This is a genomic window from Nocardioides speluncae, assembly GCF_003121585.1.
GTDB classification, from domain to species: Bacteria; Actinomycetota; Actinomycetes; order Propionibacteriales; family Nocardioidaceae; genus Nocardioides; species Nocardioides speluncae.
Window position 1 is genome coordinate 100,830 of the sequence record NZ_QEOO01000001.1, and the last position, 17,125, is coordinate 117,954.

The following is a 17,125-nucleotide window of genomic DNA, read 5'->3' on the forward strand; positions in this document are numbered from 1 at the left end:
TGGAGGCGCGCGATGACCGAGACGACCACCTGGCAGAAGTCGGCCTGCATCCTGTGTGAGTGCAACTGCGGGATCGAGGTGCAGGTCGAGGACCGGCACCTGATCAAGATCCGCGGCGACAAGTCGCATGCCGCCTCCGAGGGCTACACCTGCGAGAAGGCGCTGCGGCTGGACCACTACCAGTCGCGGACGCAGCGGCTGACCAGCCCGCTCCGACGCCGGGAGGACGGCAGCTACGAGGAGATCGACTGGGACACCGCGATCACCGAGATCGCGGTCCGGCTCAGCGCCATTCGTGACGAGCACGGCGGCGACAAGATCTTCTTCTACGGCGGTGGCGGACAGGGCAACCATCTCGGCGGGACGTACAACAAGGCGCTCCAGGGCGCGGTCGGCGCGCGTTACACCTCCAACGCGCTGGCCCAGGAGAAGACCGGCGAGATGTACGTCGACGGCCGGCTGTACGGCGGCCACACCAAGGGCGACTTCGAGCGCGCCGAGGTGGTGGTGTTCGTCGGCAAGAACCCCTGGCAGTCGCACAGCTTCCCGCGCGCCCGCCCGGTGCTCCGCGAGCTCGCCAAGGACCCGAAGCGGACGATGGTGGTGATCGACCCGCGTCGCAGCGAGACCGCGGCGATGGCCGACATCCACCTGCAGGTCCGGCCGGGCACCGACGCCTGGTGCCTCGCGGCGCTCGGCGCGGTGCTGGTGCAGGAGGATCTCGTCGACCACGCGTTCCTCGCCGAGCACACCACTGGTGCCGAGGCCGTGCTGACGGCGTACAAGAGCGTCGACTTGGCCGACTACGCCGAGCGCTGCGGCGTACCCGAGGAGCTGCTGCGGCAGACCGCGCGGCGGCTCGCCGAGGCCGAGAGCGTGTGCACCTACGAGGACCTCGGCGTCCAGCAGGCGCCGCACAGCACCCTCAGCTCCTACCTCAACAAGATGCTCTGGATCCTCACCGGCAACTTCGCCAAGCCGGGCGCGATGTTCCTGCACTCGACGTTCGCGCCGATCGCCGGCTCGGCCGCCAGGAGCGGCGGTGGTGGTGGCAAGCCGCGGCGTACTCCGAAGGCCGTGGAGCTCGCCACCCGCGTTCCGTCCCACCTCCCAGGCTTCGCGAGCAAGCCGCTGGCCGGCCTGGCCCACCCGCTGTTCGCCAAGGTCGCCAACGGCCCGGAGCCGAAGGCACCGAGCAAAGAGGCGAGCCGCGGTCGCCGTACGCCGGTCACCGGCGCCCGGATCATCGCCGGGCTGGTGCCGTGCAACTCGATCGCCGAGGAGGTGCTCACCGAGCACCCGGACCGGTTCCGGGCGATGTGGATCGACGCGGTCAACCCGGCGCACTCGCTGGCCGACTCGGACTCGTTCCGGCGGGCGATGCGGGCGCTGGAGCTCTCGGTGGTGGTCGACGTGGCGTTCACCGAGACCGCGCGCGAGGCCGACTACGTGCTGCCGGCGTCCAGCCAGTTCGAGAAGTGGGAGTGCACGTTCTTCAACGTCGACTTCCCGAAGAACGTCTTCCACCTGCGTGCTCCGGTCATGGACCCGCTGCCCGGCACGCTCGCCGAGGTCGAGATCTACGCCCGGGTGATCCGAGCGCTGAACGTCGTCGACGAGCGCGTCCTCGACACCCTGCGCCGGGCCGCCCGCCGCGGCCGCAGCCAGTTCGCACTGACCTTCTTCGCGACCGTCGGGGCGAACCCGAAGCTGATGCCGCTCGCGCCGTACCTGCTCCACGAGGCGCTCGCCGACACCCTGCCACCGGGTACGGCGTCGCTCTGGGGTGTCTCCCACCTGTGCGCGATGGCCAACCCCGACTCGGTACGCCGCGCCGGCTTCACCGGCCGCGGATTCGCCCCCGGTGAGCAGCTGTTCGAGCGGATCCTGACTGGCGAGGCGGTCGCGTTCACCGTCGACGACTACGCCGACACCTGGCGTTACGTGAAGCGCCCGGACCAGAAGTTCACGCTCGACGTACCCGAGCTGATCGAGCGGCTCGACGCGCTGGCCGACGAGCCGAGCACCTGGACGACCGAGGAGTTCCCGTTCGTGCTGTCGGCCGGCGAGCGACGCGCGTTCACCGCGAACACGATCATCCGCGACGCCTCCTGGCGCCGGCGCGACGGCGAGGGCGCGCTCCGGCTGTCGCCCGCGGACGCCGCTGACTTCGGGGTCGAGTCCGGCGACCGGCTGCGGGTGGTCACCGAGCGCGGCAAGGCCGAGACCGTGGTCGAGGTGACCGAGATGATGCAGGCCGGCCACATCTCGCTGCCCAATGGGCTCGGGGTCGACCAGGACGGCGTCACCGGCGTCGCCCCCAACGAGCTGACCTCGCTGCACCACCGCGACTGGCTCGCCGGTACGCCGTGGCACAAGCACGTGCCGGCCCGGCTGGAGCCGATCGATGGCTAGCGGTGGCCCGGCGGGCGCTCGGCAGAAGATGATCGACAGCGCGATCGTGCTGTTCCGCGAGCGTGGGGTGGCGGCCACCTCGATGCGCGACATCGTCGACCACGGCGGCGCGCCGCGCGGCTCGATCTACCACCACTTCCCGGGCGGCAAGCAGCAGCTCGCGCTGGAGGCGACCGAGTTCGCCGGCGACTTCATCGCCTCCCTGCTGGACGCGCTCGCTGCGGAGGCGCCGGAGGCGGCGGTGGACAAGTTCGTCGGCTACTGGCGCTCGGCGCTCACCGAGAAGGAGTTCCAGGATGGCTGCCCGGTCGCGTCCGCGGCCGTCTCCGGCACCGAGACCCCCGAGGCGCGGGCGGCCGCGGGCCGCGCCTTCGGCCGCTGGGAGGACATCCTCGCCCGGGCGCTGACCGAGCGCGGCGTACCGGCGGCTCGCGCCGGCAGCCTGGCCACGCTGGTGATCGCGGCCGTCGAGGGCGCGCTGATCATGGCTCGCGCCCAGCGGTCCGACGAGCCGCTGCGGGCGGTGGCCACCGAGCTGCGGGGACTCCTATGACTCGCGCCGCGACCCTGCCCGCGACCGCCGCCGAGGCGATGGTGACCGTGCCGAAGACGCTGCCTGTCGGTACGACGGTCGGCCAGGTCCGCGCCGCGTTCGAGGACGACCACGTGCACATGCTGTTGCTGACCAGCGAGGGCGCCCTGCTCGGCACCCTGGTCCGCGCCGACCTCGACAGCGCCGTACCGGCAGCGGCGCCGGCCCTCGGCCTGGCCACCCTGCGCGGCCGCACCGTGGCCCCCGACGAGGACCTTGAGGAGGTCCGGCTCCGGATGATCGCCGCCGGCCGGCGCCGGCTCGCCGTCGTCGGCCCCGGCAACCGGCTGCTCGGCCTGCTCTGCCTCAAGCGCGACCAGTCCGGGTTCTGCACCGACGCCGGCGTCGCGGCCCGCGCGAGGGCCGGCCACCCGTGACAGGATCCTCGGCATGCTGCCGCGGCTCCGAGTCGGTTCGAACGATGTCATCGCACTCACCGACGGGACCGGGCCGTTCTTCGACGCCCGGGTGAACGCGTTCCCGGATGCCGGCGACGCGCAGTGGGAGGCTGCCGACCGCTTCGACCCCGGCGCGGTCAATGCCGACGGCCGGTGGATGCTGCAGTTCCGGGCCTTCGCCATCCGTAGCGACACCCACACGCTCGTGGTCGACGCCGGAATCGGTCCGGCCGACTCACCCGCGGCCGCCTGGGCGCCGGTGCCCGGTCGGCTGCCCGAGGAGCTGGCGGCGGCGGGCATCGATCCCGCCGACGTGGACAGCGTCGTACTCACCCACCTGCACACCGACCACGTCGGGTGGGCGGTCGTCGGCGCCGAGCGCCGCGCGTACTTCCCGAACGCCCGCTACCTGATCCAGCAGGCCGAGCTCGACGCGATCGACCGGATCAACCCTCAGCTGCAGGAGTCGCTCGTCGACCCGCTCCTCGGGGCCGGCCAGCTCGGGATCATCGCCGGCGACACCGCGCTCGGACGCGACGTACAGATCGTCGCCACGCCCGGCCACACGCCTGGCCACCAGAGCGTGCTCGTCGAGTCCGGCCGCGATCTTCTCGCCGTCACCGGCGACCTGCTGGTCCACGCCGTCCAGCTGCTCCACCCCGAGCTGGCCTACGCGTTCGAGGACGACCCAGCGGCCGCGCGGCGCTCCCGGGAGTCCCTGCTGCAGCGCCTCGCCGAGGCCGGCGGTCACCTGGCCGCCCCGCACCTGACCGAGCCCTTCGTCCCGGTGGCCGCTCGCGATTCGGGTACGACGTAATCGTTGAGGACGGCTCCGCGGCGGGCGGAAGGTGACCGGCATGAAACCTTCAGTCCTGGCGGTTCCGGCCGCCCTTCTCCTCGTTGCCGCCGGTACGGCGACCGCGACCTCGTCGCCGGCCGACCAGGGACCGGATCACCGCTACCGGGTCAGCATCCTGGACGCCCTGAGCGGGCCCCGCGCGTTCGGCGCCGCGATCAACAGCCGCGGCCTGGTCGCCGGCGCCTCGACGACCGACAACGGCAAGCTGCACGCCACGATCTGGCGGCACGGCGAGCCGGTGGACCTCGGCACGCTCGGCGGGCCCGACGCCAGCAGCGCGGTTCTCTGGCCCGGGACCAACGACGCCGGCGCGGTGGTCGGGGTGACCCAGACCGACGACGTCGACCCGAACGACGAGCCCTGGAGCTGCGGCGCGTTCCTGCCCGCCCGGATCGGCTACGCGTGTGTCGGCTTCGTCTGGCGGCACGGCGAGATGCGCGCGCTGCCCACGCTCGGCGGCACCCACGGCTTCGCGACCGACGTCAACAACCGCGGTCAGATCGTCGGCTGGGCCGAGAACCAGGTCGAGGACCCCGACTGCAACCCGGAGAGCGGCCAGGTGCTGCAGTTCCGCGCCGTCCGCTGGGACCACTACGGCCGCCGGACCACCGAGCTGCCGCCGCTCGCCGGCGACGGCGTCTCCTCGGCGACCGCGATCAACGATGACGGCCGGGTGGTCGGCATCTCCGGGATCTGCGACCAGGCCGTCGGCCGGCTCAGCGCCCGGAACCCGGTCGTGTGGGACCACGGCAAGCCGCGACTGCTCCCCGACCTCGGCGGCCTCGCCTGGGACACCCCGATGGCGATCAACGAGCGCGGCGACGCGGTCGGCTTCGCGAACCGCAGCGCCGCCGACGGCCAGAGCTTCCGGCCGCTTCCGGTGCTGTGGACCGCCGACGGGAAGCTGCACAAGCTCGCGCTGCCGGACGGCTACGCCTTCGGGCAGGCACTCGGCATCAACAAGCGCCGTGAGGTCGTCGGGGTCGCGCTGTCGCCGGACTTCACCAAGTGCACCGCGATGCTGTGGCGCGACGGGAAGATGGTGGTGCTCCAGGACGAGGTGCGGCCTACGTCGCTGGACCTGTGCAACGCCAACCACATCAACAACCGCGGCCAGATCACCGGCGAGGCCACCGACCGCGACTCCGGCAAGGTCGTCGGTTTCGTCCTACGGCCCTAACCGCGCCCGAACGCCTGCGAGCCACCGATGCCCGACGTACTGACGGCGACCAGCGATGCGGCCAGGGGGGTCTGGCGGTAGAGCACGCTGCGCCCCGAGCGCCAGCTCACGACCATCCCACTGTCTCTCAGGATGGCGAGGTGCTGGCTGACCGAGCCGGGACTCTGCCCGAGGTCGCGAGCGACCTGGGTGGTCGACATCGGGACCGACAGCATCGCCAGGATGGCGGCGCGGGTATGGCCCAGGAGCGCACCGAGCCGATCTTCGGTGCGCTCCTCGGGCTCGACGCCCTCCCACACCCGGCCGACCCCGCGGGCGGCGTACGTCAGCTCGAACTCGCCGGAGTCCTCGTGGTTGATCAGCAGCCGCGGCCAGGTGAAGACCGACGGGACCAGGGTCAGCACCGCGCCCGGGTACGTCGCGTCGGCGTGCTGGGGCTTGTCGATGCTCAGCGTGTGGCCGTCGAGGGTGACCTCGGGGTGCAGGTCGTTGAGAAGGTCGAAAAGACCGCCGCTCAGCGACACCCCGGCCCGGTGCGAGACGTCGTCCTCGAGGACGCCGCAGATCCGCACCCGGTACGGCGCGATCGCGGCGTCCCAGTACGCCCAGATCGCCTCGCAGATCATCGCCGGACCGCGCTCGCCGGCGTCGAAGAGCTCGCGGACCGGCCGCGGCAGCGGGCGGCCCGACCAGACCAGCTCGAGGTTCTCGCGGACCTTCGCCGGCGATACCTGCGCGAGCGCGTTGAGCTGCTGCTCCAGCGTGGTCGTCGCGCCGGTCGCGCGGGGGTAGAGGAAGGCCGGTGCCCACTTCCCGGGTGGGGTGATCGCCAGCAGGAGTTCCAGGTCGACGTCGCCGAGCTGGTCGCGGACCCGGCGCAGCCACGGCGTGTGGAGATGGGCGGGCTGCGGCTCGCCCAGCAGCCGCAGGCTGGAGCTGACCTCGGCGAGCGGTGAGAACGCGAACCGGGTGTTGCCCAGCACGTCCACACTCAGCTTGAACTCGATCACGGATGCCAGCATCGACCGCGCCCTGCCACCAGGCAAACATTCCGGCCCAAGCGAATGGTTGCCGCCGACAGTCGGGCACCCGAACCATCGCCGCATGACTGAAGACACCAGCGACCCCGTCAGCGACCACGCCAGCGACGTCGTCCAGCTGCGCGAGCTCAACGGCCGGTTCATCGCCGCCTGCCGGCTGGGTTCGTGGGAGGACCTGAAGCCAGTGCTGTCGGACCGGTTCGCCTACGTCGACGGCAGCACCGGCGAGCGCTGGGAGACGGCCCGCTACATCGAAGACCTGCGCGCGAACCCGATCCCCAACCTGACCATCGACCAGGTCGACATCCACGTCGCGGGCGACACCGCCGGCGTCTCCGCGCGCACCACCGGCGGCACCGGCCGCTTCAACCGCTACCTCGACGTCTACGCCCGCGAGGCCGACGGCTGGCGGTGCGTGCAGGCCAGCGTCTGGCCGCTGCGACCAGAGTCCGGCCACGCCGTCTCATAGGCCGCCGCCGGCGAGGTAGGCATTGAGGGTCATCGCATGCCGCAACGCAAGTGACCGGTGAGCTCGGCAGCGGTCGAGCACGGCGGGCTCGGTCGTGTGCTCGAAGCCTTGAAACGTGCCGACGCTGTCGTAGTGCATGAGGAGAGCGAATGCGGCTGGCTGGTCGCCATCGAACAGCCAGAAGTCGCCGGCAAGGTCGGCTAGCGCGGCGTCATCATCCCGAACGGCGAGTCCGATCGTCTCGCCCGCCGCTTGGGATTCGACGTAGCCCACCAGCTCATAGCGGACGTACACCGACAGCGGGTGCTCGACGACATGCGCACGCTGCCAGCGCTTGCCCTGCGCAGTGGTGACGGCGATGCGTGCCAACCACGGCGTGTTGCGCACCGACCGGAGTGGTCTCGGCGCCCCAGTGCGGAAGGCAGCCAGGCGCTCGTCCTCCTCAGCAACCGCGTACGCCTGCAACGTCTCCAACCGAAACACATCAGATGAGAACTTGTCGAAGTAGGAGTCGAAGCGGTCCTCGCTCACGTGCCCTCCGAGGTGACCAGGTGGGTGCTAACGGCAGGCTGCACGTGCGACGCCCTTGACCCTTCCCAGGCGCGCACGTGAGGCTTGGTGCCCGCACAGGGCCGTTGACTACGAGGGTGGAACATGGAGCAACTCCCCAGCCAGGACGACAATCTCACGGCTACGTTCTACTGCAAGGACCCGGACTCGGAAGGGTTCGACGACTGCGAGACGTTCTACACAACCGACCGAGACTCATGGCTGGTCCAGGGCAAGCGCCGCGGCCCGGCAGTCGCCGAGCAGCTCGTCGGTCTGGCCGATGACGAGACGTTCGTGGAGATCTCGGGCCGGACCGCCGCCGCGTTCGCCCGCAAGTATGTGAAGGAGCACTATGGAGTTGATCTCGGTTGAGCAGCGCACGGCGCTGATCTGGGCTGGCCGCCGCCCGCTCCTCAAGCTTGAGCTGCGTGACCGATACGCCTTTGACGACGAGCTTTTCGACGCATGGCGGCGCGGCGACCAAGCAGCAGTCGCCCGGCTCACCTCCGCCTGGCGCGACAGGGTGGCATCCGAGGTCGCGGCCGGGCGGCGGCTCCGGCGAGTTCGGGTGGTGTCCGAGCCGCTCTCGGAGTACCAGCGAATGGGCGTCGAGATCAGCGGCCCTCCGGTCGAAGCCGGCGAGGAGCTCCGCTGGCTCCCCCGGCGGCTGGTCTCCGGTCTGCCGATGCCGGGCAACGACTGCTTCGTGCTCGACGACTTCGTGATCTTCAATGTGCTCGGCGGTAGCGACGAGCGCGCCGAGATCCAGCTGCACCGTGACCCGGACGTTGTGAAGTTCTGCCGCGAAGCCTTCGAGGCCGCCTGGGACCTCGCCACCCCGCACCGCGAATTCGAGCCCGCCTGAGGATTGCCGTGGCCGACCTGCAATTGTCGACCGCTGCAAGGCGAGCGTTCGCCATCCGGCTTCGTGATCTCCGGCTGGAGGCCGGCCTAAGCGGCGTGGCGTTGGCCGAGCGGTGCAGCTGGCACAAGTCGAAGGTCTCCAAGATTGAACACGGGACGCAGAGCCCGACCGAGGCCGACGTGAGGGCATGGGCGACGGCGTGCGGTGTCGAGGGGCAGTTGCAGGAACTGGTCGCAGCACATCGTGAGGTCGGGCAGATGTGGCTGGAGGCCCGCCGGGAGCTCCGTGCTGGCATGAAGCACATCCAGATCCGCAGCATGGCGCTGTACGAGCGAACCAAACTGCAAAGGGTGTACGAGGCGTTGTTCGTCCCGGGCTTCCTCCAGACGTTCCGGTATGCGGTGGCCCAGTTCGAGATCCATGCCCATCTCCACGGCCTCCCGCGAGCGGACATCGAGGAGGCCGCCCAGAACCGGCTCGTGCGGCAGCGCCTGCTGGGCACGGGCACAAACTCGTTTGTGTTCGTCCTGGAAGCGTCGGCGCTGCACACGAACGTCGGTGGCGCCGAGGTGATGAGCGAGCAGTTCGACCGCCTGCTCGAGGTCGCATCGATGCCGTACGTGTCGATCGGGATCATCCCGCTCGGGCAGCAGCGGACGCTGTACCCGGGTGCGGGCTTCTATCTGTTCGACGAGCAGCTCGTCAGGCAGGAGTTCTGGGCGGGGGCGCTCCGGTCGTCGCGGCCAGAGGACGTCGGGTTCTTCCTTCGGGCGTTCGACGCGCTCAGGGACCAGGCGGTGTTCGGTGCCGCCGCGGCCGAGCAGGTCGAGGCCGCACGCGCCCGGATCCAAGCAACCTGAAGCAACTTCCTGGCTGCCGTTGCGCAAACCGGACGAATGTAGGCGCAGCCGGACCGGCGATGTCAGGACGTCCCGAGCCCGTCGCCGGTCTGGCCTGCCACGCGGAAGGGAGCTAGGGATGTACACGGCGGCGGTGCTTTCAACGGCGGGACTGTGCGGCGTACTGCTGACCTACCTCGCCCCGCGCGCGGTCATGGTCGTGGTCCTCGTTTTGCTGGCCTTCGTGCTTGCCGCGCTCGTCCGAGGTGGTTGGTCCCGCCTCTGAAAGTCGACGGTCGGCCAGACAGCCGAGCATCGCCGTCGCGGAGCGTCCGCGACCAAAGTAGGCGGCAGCGCCGACCTTCCGCCGATGTGCGAGGGTGCCCGGAATCGCTTCACTGCTGGGTATGACCACGGACAGCGCACCAACCACGAGCCAGCAGGCGGGCCCGGTCGCCCTGTCCGCCCGGGCACTCGGACCGGACCTGGCGCGCGGCTTCATGCTGCTGTTCATCGCGCTGGCCAACTCCCACTACTTCCTGCGCGGCGACAGCTACCGCGGCGGCTTCCCCGTGGGCGGGTCGGGCCTCGACTCGGCCGTGACCTGGGCGACCTCGACCTTCGTCGACGGCCGGGCGTTCCCGATGTTTGGCCTGCTCTTCGGGTACGGCGTGGCCCACATCGTCCGCCGCAACGAGGACCTCGGTCGCTGGCCGCTGCGCAAGCTGCTGTGGCGGCGCAGCCTGGTGCTGATCGTGGTCGGCTTCCTGCACTGCATGTTGCTGTACACCGGCGACATCCTCGCGGCGTACGGGATGTTGTTGCTGCTCGGCGCCTGGGCGGTGCGGTGGAAGGACCGCTGGCTGTTCGTGGTGGCGGCGCTGTTCTTCCTGCTCGCCTGCTTCCCGGCCATCGACGGCGCGACGATCGACACCGCCGGGCCGGACCAGGCGATGCTGTCACCGGACCTGCTCACCCAGCTCGGCGAGCGGATCGTGGTGCAGCCGCTGATCATGTTCCTCGGGCCGATCGGCTTCGCCTGCCCGTTCCTGATCGGCCTGTGGGCCGGCCGTCGCAAGATCCTGGAGCGGCCGGAGCAGTACGCCGTACTGCTGCGCTGGGTGGCCGCGATCGGGATCGGCGCTGCTGTCATCGGTGCGCAGCCGGCCGCCCTGCTGGCCGCCGGCGCCGCCTCGGCGCCGAGCGACGACGCGCTCTCCTGGTTCAGCCCGATGCACGACGCGACCGGCATCCTCGGCGGCTTCGGGTACGCCGCCCTGATCGCGCTGGTCGCGGGTCGGCTCAGCCGGCAGCCGGATGGGGAGCGCGGCTGGCTGGTGACCGCCATCGCCGCGACCGGCCAGCGGTCGATGACCTGCTACCTGGCGCAGTCGGTGGTCTGGGCGCTGGTGTTCACGCCGTACCTGCTCGACCTGTCCGACGACCTGAGCGTGACCGCGAACGCGCTGCTGGCGGCAAGTACCTGGTTCGGCACCGTGCTGCTCGCCGACCTGATGCACCGGCGCGACTACCGCGGCCCGTTTGAGCTGCTGGTCCGCAAGGTCACCTATCGACGGTGAATACTTCGCGTTCGCAAATTCTTTACCGGGGGCGGGTTTCGGGACGGCGATTTCGACGCATAACCAAGGCATGAGTCGTCGGTGACCGGGAGGTCACCCAGGCGCCCACCACAAGCCGCCCCGGCCGCCCAGCGGAGGCCGGGGCGTTCCACTGCCGGCCACCGTGCCAGGGACCCGTTTTACTCGGTGGCCGGCAGCTGGGCAGGACCCGGATGATGGAGCGCATGGCCGCGCTGACAGATCCCTTGGCAGTGCCGCTGGCAGGGCCGCTCGAGATCACCTGTGACGAGTCGGGCTCCGAGGGCGAGCGGCTGATCGGCGGCACCACCGACGTCTTCGCCCACGCCAGCGTGCAGATCGACGCCGACGTCGCCGCCGCCTGTATCGACCGGGTCCGGGTCGACGCCCGGTCGCCCGCCACCGAGGTCAAGGCGAGCGTGGTGCTGCGCCAGCAGAACCGGCGGGTGCTGGAGTGGCTGCTCGCGCCCGGCGGCCCGCTCCACGGCAACGCCCATGTGCACCTCACCGAGAAGGTCTTCCACCTGGTCGCCACCTTCGCCGCCCCGCTTGACGACCCGGACGCCACGCTGACGCTCTACCACGAGGGACCGAGGAGCCTCGGGTACGGCGCCTGGCACCGAATGCTCGCCGCCTACAACGAGTGGGTCCGCGACGCGCCCCCGGAGGCTGCGGGTGTGGTCCTGGACCCGCTGGTGCCCGCACTCGAGGCCGCGGTCCGGCACTGGGCAGGTGCCGGCCGGCCGGTCGCGATCGTGCACGACATCCAGGGCGCGCTCACCCCCGACCGGATCGCGGATCTCGAACGCCGCTGCGGAGACGACCTGGCGAGCCTGACCTTCATCGACTCCGAGACCGACCCGCGGATCCAGGTCACCGACTTCCTGGCCGGCGCCGCGCGCCGGATCGCGTCCGAGGAGCTCAACGGGCGCCGCGACGACGGCCTGGCCGCGCTGCTCCGCCCCTACGTGAGCAGCAGCTCGATCTGGGCACACGGCCCGTCGTGGGCACGGATCGGCCGCACTCCCGTCAACCGACCCAGGGGTTGAACACCCGCAGCGAGTACGGCGCGAACGCACGCACGTTGCGGGTGGCGATGCCGAGCCCGTGCACCGATGCGGTGGCCGCGATCAGGGTGTCGCGGTCCGGGCCGTTCAGCGCGGCCGCGGCGCGGGCGACCGGGGCGTCGACGGCGAGCACCCGGCCCTCGAACTCGGGCACCACCTGGTCGTCGTACCACCGTCGCGCCTCGATCCCGCGCGCCCGGTCCCGCTGCTCCAGCGTCCGCACGCTCAGCTCCAGCTCGATCAGGGTGACCACCGAGATGTGGTCGACGCCGGCCGGGCGGCGTGCCGCCCAGCGACGGAAGGCCGGGTCGCCGCCGTCCAGCAGCGAGGTACGCCGCAGCCCGCGGACCACATTGGTGTCCAGCAGCCAGCCCATCGACGGCCTGCTCACTGTGCCCAGGTGACGGTGTCGACGGCGAGCGTGACCAAGGGCAGCTCCACGACCTCGTCCATGCCGAGGGTCTCGGCGAGCGAGCGCTGTTCACCCCGGAGTGCTGCGTAGTCCTGCGCGCTGAGCAGCACGTGCGACGGCTGGCCGTGGTCGGTGATGAACACCGGGCCGGCGCTGGTCGCCTGCTGCGCGGCCTGCGTGTCCCGGCCGAATGCGCGGGTCGAGATGGACTTCATGGCCCCAACTATGCCCAACTTCCGGGAAATTTCACATCTGCAAAGACCGCGGATCTCACCGCGTTGCATGTGAACGGCGAGCACGACTCCGGCAGGATCTGCACATGAGACCGAAGGTCATCGCCCATCGGGGCGCCAGCCACGAGCTGGCCGAGCACACTCTCGGCGCCTACCTCGCCGCGCTCGACGCGGGTGCGGAGGGCCTGGAGTGCGACGTCCGGCTGACCGCCGACGGGCACCTGGTCTGTGTCCACGACCGCAACCTGCGACGGACCGCGCACAAGCGCGCGGTGGTCTCGGAGATGGAGCTCGCCGAGCTGTCCGAGCTGGACTTCGCGTCCTGGAAGAACCCGTGGGCCGACCTCGACGACGAGGCGCCCGATATCGACCCGGAGCTGGGCGGCGTACTCACCCTGCGCAAGCTCCTGGAGACGGTCGCCGGCCTGGACCGCCGGGTGGAGCTGGCGATCGAGACCAAGCACCCGACCCGGTACGGCGGCTTGGTCGAGCGCCGCGTCGTGAAGCTGCTGCGCGAGTTCGGCTGGACCGAGAAGGGGTCGCCGGCACGGGTGATGAGCTTCTCGTGGACCGCGCTGCAGCGGATCAAGCGGGCCGAGCCGGATCTGGACGTGGTGATGCTGATGGACAGCGCACAGCGGTGGCCGGTACTGAAGCCGACCATCGGCGACGACTGGCTGGTCGGCCCCGGGATCCGCGAGCTGCGCGAGCACCCCAGCCTCGGCAAGCGGCTGCGCAAGGCGGGGCACCGGATCCACGTCTGGACCGTCAACACCGAGGAAGATCTCAACCTCTGCCTCGACCTCGGCGTCGAGGCCGTGATCACCGACCGCCCGGCGTACCTCCTGGAGCTGCTGGACGGATAGATTCCGCCCTATGGGAAAGAGCTCACGCACCAAGGCCCGCGACGTCGCCACCAATCCCGGCGAGGTGGGCCCTCGGCAGCCGTGCCCGTGTGGCTCGGGCCGCCGCTACAAGGCCTGCCACGGCGACCCGAGCGGCGCGCCGGTCGCGTTCGTACGGCGGCCGTTCGAGGGCTTGCCGTCCGAGTGCGACGTGATCGCGCTCCGCGAGCTGGTCCCGGCCGCGACGGCGCCGCTCACGCTGAAGGACTCCGACAGGACGGTTCAGCTGTGCACGCTCCTGCCGGCTGCCGCGCCGGCGCTGGTCCGGGAGAGCGGCGAGATCTGGCTGGGCCTTCAGGTGCAGCACAACTTCGGTGACCCGGCCCGCGACCTCGGCGCAGTGCTGCTCAAGGCGCTGGACGCCGAGGAGGGCGTGGTCGGCCTGACCGCCCCGCCCGGTGACGGCCCGCGGCTGCAGGACCTGGTGACCGGCGACGTGCTCGCGGTGTCCGTGCACGACGGCTTCGGCTACTGGCTGTCGGATGTCGACGAGTCGCCGGAGGCGACGGCCGCGCTCGAGCAGGCCAACGGCGCCGCGAACCCGACCACGCGACTGGCGTCGGTCGAGGCGGCGTACTGGACGAACGTCGGGACCAAGGAGCACCTGCGATGGGTGATGCCGGAGCCCGAGGACGAGCTGCTCAGTGCGCTCGCCCGGCTGCACGCCGCCGGCAAGGACGTGATCGCTGAGGGCTCGCGGTTCGTCGGCATGTTCCGGGCGCATGGCCTGCTCGCACCCGTGTGGGATCTGCCGGTCGGCACCGGCGCTGAAGCGGTCGAGGACTCCGCGGCCCAGTTCAAGAGCGACCTCGACGCCGCGCTGGCCGACGACTCGCCGCTCACCAGCGAGGAGCGTTCGGCTCGCTCCGGCCTGGCCAACCGGCAGGTGACTATCCGGTGAACACCTTCGTGTCCAGGGTCACCCCAGGTTGAGAGAACTCACGTCGGAAATCTCGTCGTTTCGCTTGTGGCGCAGCATCTGACGACGTAAGTTTTCCACTGCCCGGTCGTTGTTGCATCCCCCGTCAGCAACGGCCGGGCTTTCCATGTCCCGGGCATCGAGGGGAGCCCAGCGCATGCGAGGACCCCTGCGCGCAGCGGCGGCCGTCGTCGCCGTGGCCCTGGGTGTCACCGGCTGCGGGCCCCCGAGTTCGGTGACGAGCCGAGCTCCTACTCCTCCAACTGGCCCCAGGCCGACCCCACTCCGAGCGATTCTCCTGCCGACGAGCCGGTCATCCATCTTCCGTCCTCGATCGGCGGCGAGGGCCAGGACGGCTCGGAGCCGAACTACGCCGCTGAGGTCGAGCTCCCGCTCGGCGGATCCCGCGTCGGCCGCAGCACCTGCGCGGCCAAGTCGACGTTGAGGGTCTGCTGGCGAGCCGACGATGCACTCGTCGTCTCGGTCACCGGCAGCCGGAAGCGATCCTTCGAGGACCTGGCAGCGGCTACGGACGACGGTTGGGCAGCACAGCCGGAGTCGTGAGCCGCTCTTGGTCCGATAGCCGGTCTAGTCCGCATTGCGGACATCCGTGACTCAGATACCCGTGCATCGTTCAACAAAACGCGCGAATCGACCATCGGGGGATGGTGAACCGCGAGCAAGAGGCGGTGCCCGCGACGCTCGTCCCAGCATCGCGGGCACCGCTGCCTCTTCGGCGGGTTTGGCATACCCCGGACGCCCGCGCCGTGCGGCGGTGATGTCAGGGCTTTACTTAAGTAGTCTGAAATCATGTCGCGTTCGGCCGCCGTCGCCGTCGCCGCCGTACTTGTGCTCGCCGGATGTGGGGCGCCCGACTACGGCGGCTACGACAGCGATGCCGACGACTGGCCGCAGGCGGACCCGATCTCGTACACCCAGCAGCCGGACGCCCAGCAGCAGCCGCAAGGCTCGCGACTCCCACTCAGCCTCGCCGGCGAGCCGCTCGATCCGGGTGCCGAGAGTGCGAAGTGGTTCTCGGGTACGACGCGGGGACTCACCCGGGACACCGGTCTGTACGCGCGCTCGGGCGGCCCGTTCGGGGTGGCGCTGATGGTCTACACAGGCAAGCCCGCGGCGATCGACACCATGGACAGCTTCTACCGAGGCGGCCGGGTCACCAGCGTGGGCCGGTCGGCGTGCGGGACCTACCCGGGCCGGCCGGACGCGCCGTTCTGCTGGCGTTCGGCCCGACGTCAGCTGGTGACCGTGATCGGAGTCGGCCAGCCGACCGAGCAGCAGCTGGCCCGCGCCGTCGACGAGGCCTGGACCTACCTCGAGCGCAACTCCTAGCCTTCACCCTGTGTTGCGACCGGCCGTCCTCGCCGTCACCGCCGTGCTCGTGCTCGCCGGATGTGGCGCGCCCGACTACGGCGGTCACGACAGCGACGCCAACAACTGGCCGAAGTCCGACGAGTCTTCTTCTACCGCATCGCCGGTGGGCAAGAGCCCCTCAGCCAAGCCGACGCAGACGGCCGACCCGTCTGAGCCGCCCACGGCTCCGGCGTCGCGGCTCCCGGAGAACCTCGTGGGCGTGCCCCTCGAGCCCAGGTCGAGGGCGATCGACGACGTCGTTACCGAGTTTGTGGGCGACGTGTCGGGCCTTGCCTGGGACGGTGGCATCTACGTGCGCGAGGGCGGCGACTTCGGTCTCGGCTTGTTCGTCTTCACCGGCAAGCCGCCGGCCATCGACGAGCTGGACCGCTTTCTTCGGAGCGGCTCTGTCACGAGTGTCGGCCGGTCGGCATGCGGCACCCTTCAGGCCCGTCAGGCGGCGCCGATCTGTTGGCGTTCCGCAGAACGGCGGCTCGTCTGGGTGCTCGGCATCGGTGAGCCGAGTCACCAGCAGCTCGCCGGGGCGGTCGACGAGGCCTGGGCCTACGTCAACCGACACCGGTAGCCGCGCGTCAGTCCTTGGTCTTCTGGCTCCAGGAGAGGCCCCAGCCGTACCGGTTGTCGAGGTGCTCGGCGTTGCCGACGTACACCACCTCGCGGCTGACGGTGAGCGCGCCGTTCTGGTTGGTGAGCAGCGCGATCCCGCAGGCGGGCGACTGGCCGGTGGCCTCGTCGAGGTGCACCTCGATCGGCGGCGCGCCGACCGGGTAGAGCGTGACCACCGCACGGGCGTCGGCCCAGTTGATCGCTCCGGAGTAGATCGCGGTGTAGATCAGGATCCGCTTGATCTGGTCCAGCCGGTCCAGGTTGATGGTGAGGTTCTCACCGCCCTCGCTGAAGCCGGAGCGGTCGTCACCGTCGAGCAGGATGTACGGCGGGCCGTCCAGCGAGCCGAACTGCTTGCCGAGCGCGTCCACGCCGCCCTTGAAGCCGTCCTGCATCTCGAACAGGCAGCGCAGGTCGAGGTCGACCTCGCCGGCCGCCTTGCTCTTGAACAAGCCGCGCTTGCCGCCCTGCTGCCAGTTGAGGTTGACCCGCATCAGCCCGCTCGCGCCAGCCGACTTCGCCAGCGAGATCGCCGGCGCCGCCTTGGTCAGCGTGACCTTGCTCAGGCTCACCTGCGGAGGGGGAGGACCGGCCTGGCCAGCCTGGGCGGCCTGGACGTACTGCTGCTGCCCGGCGAACTGCGGCGGGATCTGCGGCGTGTCCTCCCAGCCCTGCGGCTGCGCGGGCGGGGGAGGCGGTGCGGCGGGTGGCTGCGGCGGCTGGCTCGGCCGCTTGTTGTAGTCGATCCCCATGACGAGTCCTCTCGAGTGGATCCGGGTGGAAAGCA

21 protein-coding genes are annotated in these 17,125 nt (G+C 70.6%); 16 read left to right on the forward strand and 5 right to left on the reverse strand.

Annotated elements, in window-relative coordinates; genetic code table 11:
* Positions 1-12 precede the first annotated feature (12 nt).
* From DDV73_RS00550 to DDV73_RS00570, 5 genes are read left to right on the forward strand one after another with little or no spacing between them, the layout of a single operon-like run.
* Positions 13-2,415: a molybdopterin-dependent oxidoreductase gene (locus DDV73_RS00550; RefSeq protein WP_109505297.1), complete on the forward strand. Its 2,403-nt coding sequence runs from the start codon at positions 13-15 to the stop codon at positions 2,413-2,415.
* A complete protein-coding gene (locus DDV73_RS00555) occupies positions 2,408-2,968 on the forward strand; it encodes a TetR/AcrR family transcriptional regulator (RefSeq protein WP_109505298.1) in 561 nt (186 codons plus the stop codon). The genes DDV73_RS00550 and DDV73_RS00555 overlap by 8 nt, the downstream gene beginning before the upstream one ends.
* Positions 2,965-3,384, forward strand: a complete 420-nt coding sequence (locus DDV73_RS00560) for a CBS domain-containing protein (protein WP_109505299.1) — start codon at positions 2,965-2,967, stop codon at positions 3,382-3,384. Before DDV73_RS00555 ends, DDV73_RS00560 begins: the two co-directional genes overlap by 4 nt.
* 13 nt (positions 3,385-3,397) lie before the next feature.
* Positions 3,398-4,222: an MBL fold metallo-hydrolase gene (locus tag DDV73_RS00565; RefSeq protein WP_109505300.1), complete on the forward strand. Its 825-nt coding sequence runs from the start codon at positions 3,398-3,400 to the stop codon at positions 4,220-4,222.
* Positions 4,223-4,262: 40 nt separating this feature from the next.
* The gene (locus tag DDV73_RS00570; RefSeq protein WP_109505301.1) at positions 4,263-5,444 is read left to right on the forward strand and encodes a hypothetical protein; all 1,182 of its coding nucleotides are present in this window, start codon (positions 4,263-4,265) and stop codon (positions 5,442-5,444) included.
* On the opposite strand, the gene DDV73_RS00575 is transcribed toward DDV73_RS00570, so the two are convergent.
* Entirely contained in the window at positions 5,441-6,454 is a 1,014-nt protein-coding gene (locus tag DDV73_RS00575) for an ArsR/SmtB family transcription factor (RefSeq protein ID WP_161962243.1), read from the reverse strand. The two genes, DDV73_RS00570 and DDV73_RS00575, sit on opposite strands and share 4 nt — an antisense overlap.
* Positions 6,455-6,548: 94 nt before the next feature.
* Between DDV73_RS00575 and DDV73_RS00580 the strand changes: the two genes are divergently transcribed.
* Positions 6,549-6,953: a DUF4440 domain-containing protein gene (locus DDV73_RS00580; RefSeq protein WP_109505447.1), complete on the forward strand. Its 405-nt coding sequence runs from the start codon at positions 6,549-6,551 to the stop codon at positions 6,951-6,953.
* Here the strand turns inward: DDV73_RS00580 and DDV73_RS00585 are convergent.
* Complete coding sequence (locus DDV73_RS00585) at positions 6,948-7,484, reverse strand: DUF6879 family protein (protein ID WP_109505303.1); 537 nt, start codon at positions 7,482-7,484, stop codon at positions 6,948-6,950. The two genes, DDV73_RS00580 and DDV73_RS00585, sit on opposite strands and share 6 nt — an antisense overlap.
* A 123-nt stretch (positions 7,485-7,607) precedes the next feature.
* On the opposite strand from DDV73_RS00585, the gene DDV73_RS00590 reads away from it, so the two are divergent.
* From DDV73_RS00590 to DDV73_RS00610, 6 genes are all read left to right on the forward strand, one after another.
* Positions 7,608-7,874 (forward strand): hypothetical protein, encoded by a 267-nt coding sequence (locus DDV73_RS00590; RefSeq protein WP_109505304.1) that lies wholly within the window; start codon positions 7,608-7,610, stop codon positions 7,872-7,874.
* A complete protein-coding gene (locus tag DDV73_RS00595; RefSeq protein WP_109505305.1) occupies positions 7,855-8,367 on the forward strand; it encodes a DUF6879 family protein in 513 nt (170 codons plus the stop codon). Before DDV73_RS00590 ends, DDV73_RS00595 begins: the two co-directional genes overlap by 20 nt.
* 8 nt (positions 8,368-8,375) lie before the next feature.
* The gene (locus DDV73_RS00600) at positions 8,376-9,227 is read left to right on the forward strand and encodes a helix-turn-helix domain-containing protein (protein ID WP_161962244.1); all 852 of its coding nucleotides are present in this window, start codon (positions 8,376-8,378) and stop codon (positions 9,225-9,227) included.
* A 118-nt stretch (positions 9,228-9,345) separates the two neighbouring features.
* Positions 9,346-9,492: a hypothetical protein gene (locus DDV73_RS28160; protein WP_161962245.1), complete on the forward strand. Its 147-nt coding sequence runs from the start codon at positions 9,346-9,348 to the stop codon at positions 9,490-9,492.
* A 121-nt stretch (positions 9,493-9,613) separates the two neighbouring features.
* Positions 9,614-10,786, forward strand: coding sequence for a DUF418 domain-containing protein (locus tag DDV73_RS00605; RefSeq protein ID WP_109505307.1), 1,173 nt, complete (start codon positions 9,614-9,616; stop codon positions 10,784-10,786).
* Positions 10,787-11,010: 224 nt separating this feature from the next.
* Positions 11,011-11,853, forward strand: coding sequence for a DUF3800 domain-containing protein (locus DDV73_RS00610; RefSeq protein WP_109505448.1), 843 nt, complete (start codon positions 11,011-11,013; stop codon positions 11,851-11,853).
* Here DDV73_RS00610 and DDV73_RS00615 read toward each other — a convergent pair.
* The gene (locus tag DDV73_RS00615; protein WP_154402551.1) at positions 11,834-12,262 is read right to left on the reverse strand and encodes a PIN domain-containing protein; all 429 of its coding nucleotides are present in this window, start codon (positions 12,260-12,262) and stop codon (positions 11,834-11,836) included. The genes DDV73_RS00610 and DDV73_RS00615 overlap by 20 nt on opposite strands.
* A complete protein-coding gene (locus tag DDV73_RS00620; protein ID WP_161962246.1) occupies positions 12,259-12,498 on the reverse strand; it encodes a type II toxin-antitoxin system Phd/YefM family antitoxin in 240 nt (79 codons plus the stop codon). Before DDV73_RS00620 ends, DDV73_RS00615 begins: the two co-directional genes overlap by 4 nt.
* Positions 12,499-12,602: 104 nt before the next feature.
* On the opposite strand from DDV73_RS00620, the gene DDV73_RS00625 reads away from it, so the two are divergent.
* The 4 genes from DDV73_RS00625 to DDV73_RS00640 all read left to right on the forward strand — a co-directional run bounded on the left by DDV73_RS00625 (position 12,603) and on the right by DDV73_RS00640 (position 16,297).
* Positions 12,603-13,382, forward strand: a complete 780-nt coding sequence (locus DDV73_RS00625; RefSeq protein WP_109505310.1) for a glycerophosphodiester phosphodiesterase — start codon at positions 12,603-12,605, stop codon at positions 13,380-13,382.
* A gap of 10 nt (positions 13,383-13,392) precedes the next feature.
* Positions 13,393-14,322, forward strand: coding sequence for a DUF5926 family protein (locus DDV73_RS00630; RefSeq protein ID WP_109505311.1), 930 nt, complete (start codon positions 13,393-13,395; stop codon positions 14,320-14,322).
* Positions 14,323-15,150: 828 nt separating this feature from the next.
* Positions 15,151-15,690: a hypothetical protein gene (locus tag DDV73_RS00635; RefSeq protein WP_109505312.1), complete on the forward strand. Its 540-nt coding sequence runs from the start codon at positions 15,151-15,153 to the stop codon at positions 15,688-15,690.
* 10 nt (positions 15,691-15,700) lie between these two features.
* Positions 15,701-16,297, forward strand: coding sequence for a hypothetical protein (locus DDV73_RS00640; RefSeq protein WP_109505313.1), 597 nt, complete (start codon positions 15,701-15,703; stop codon positions 16,295-16,297).
* 7 nt (positions 16,298-16,304) lie between these two features.
* Here the strand turns inward: DDV73_RS00640 and DDV73_RS00645 are convergent, their stop codons facing one another.
* Positions 16,305-17,090, reverse strand: coding sequence for a TerD family protein (locus tag DDV73_RS00645; RefSeq protein ID WP_206050628.1), 786 nt, complete (start codon positions 17,088-17,090; stop codon positions 16,305-16,307).
* Positions 17,091-17,125: the final 35 nt, after the last annotated feature.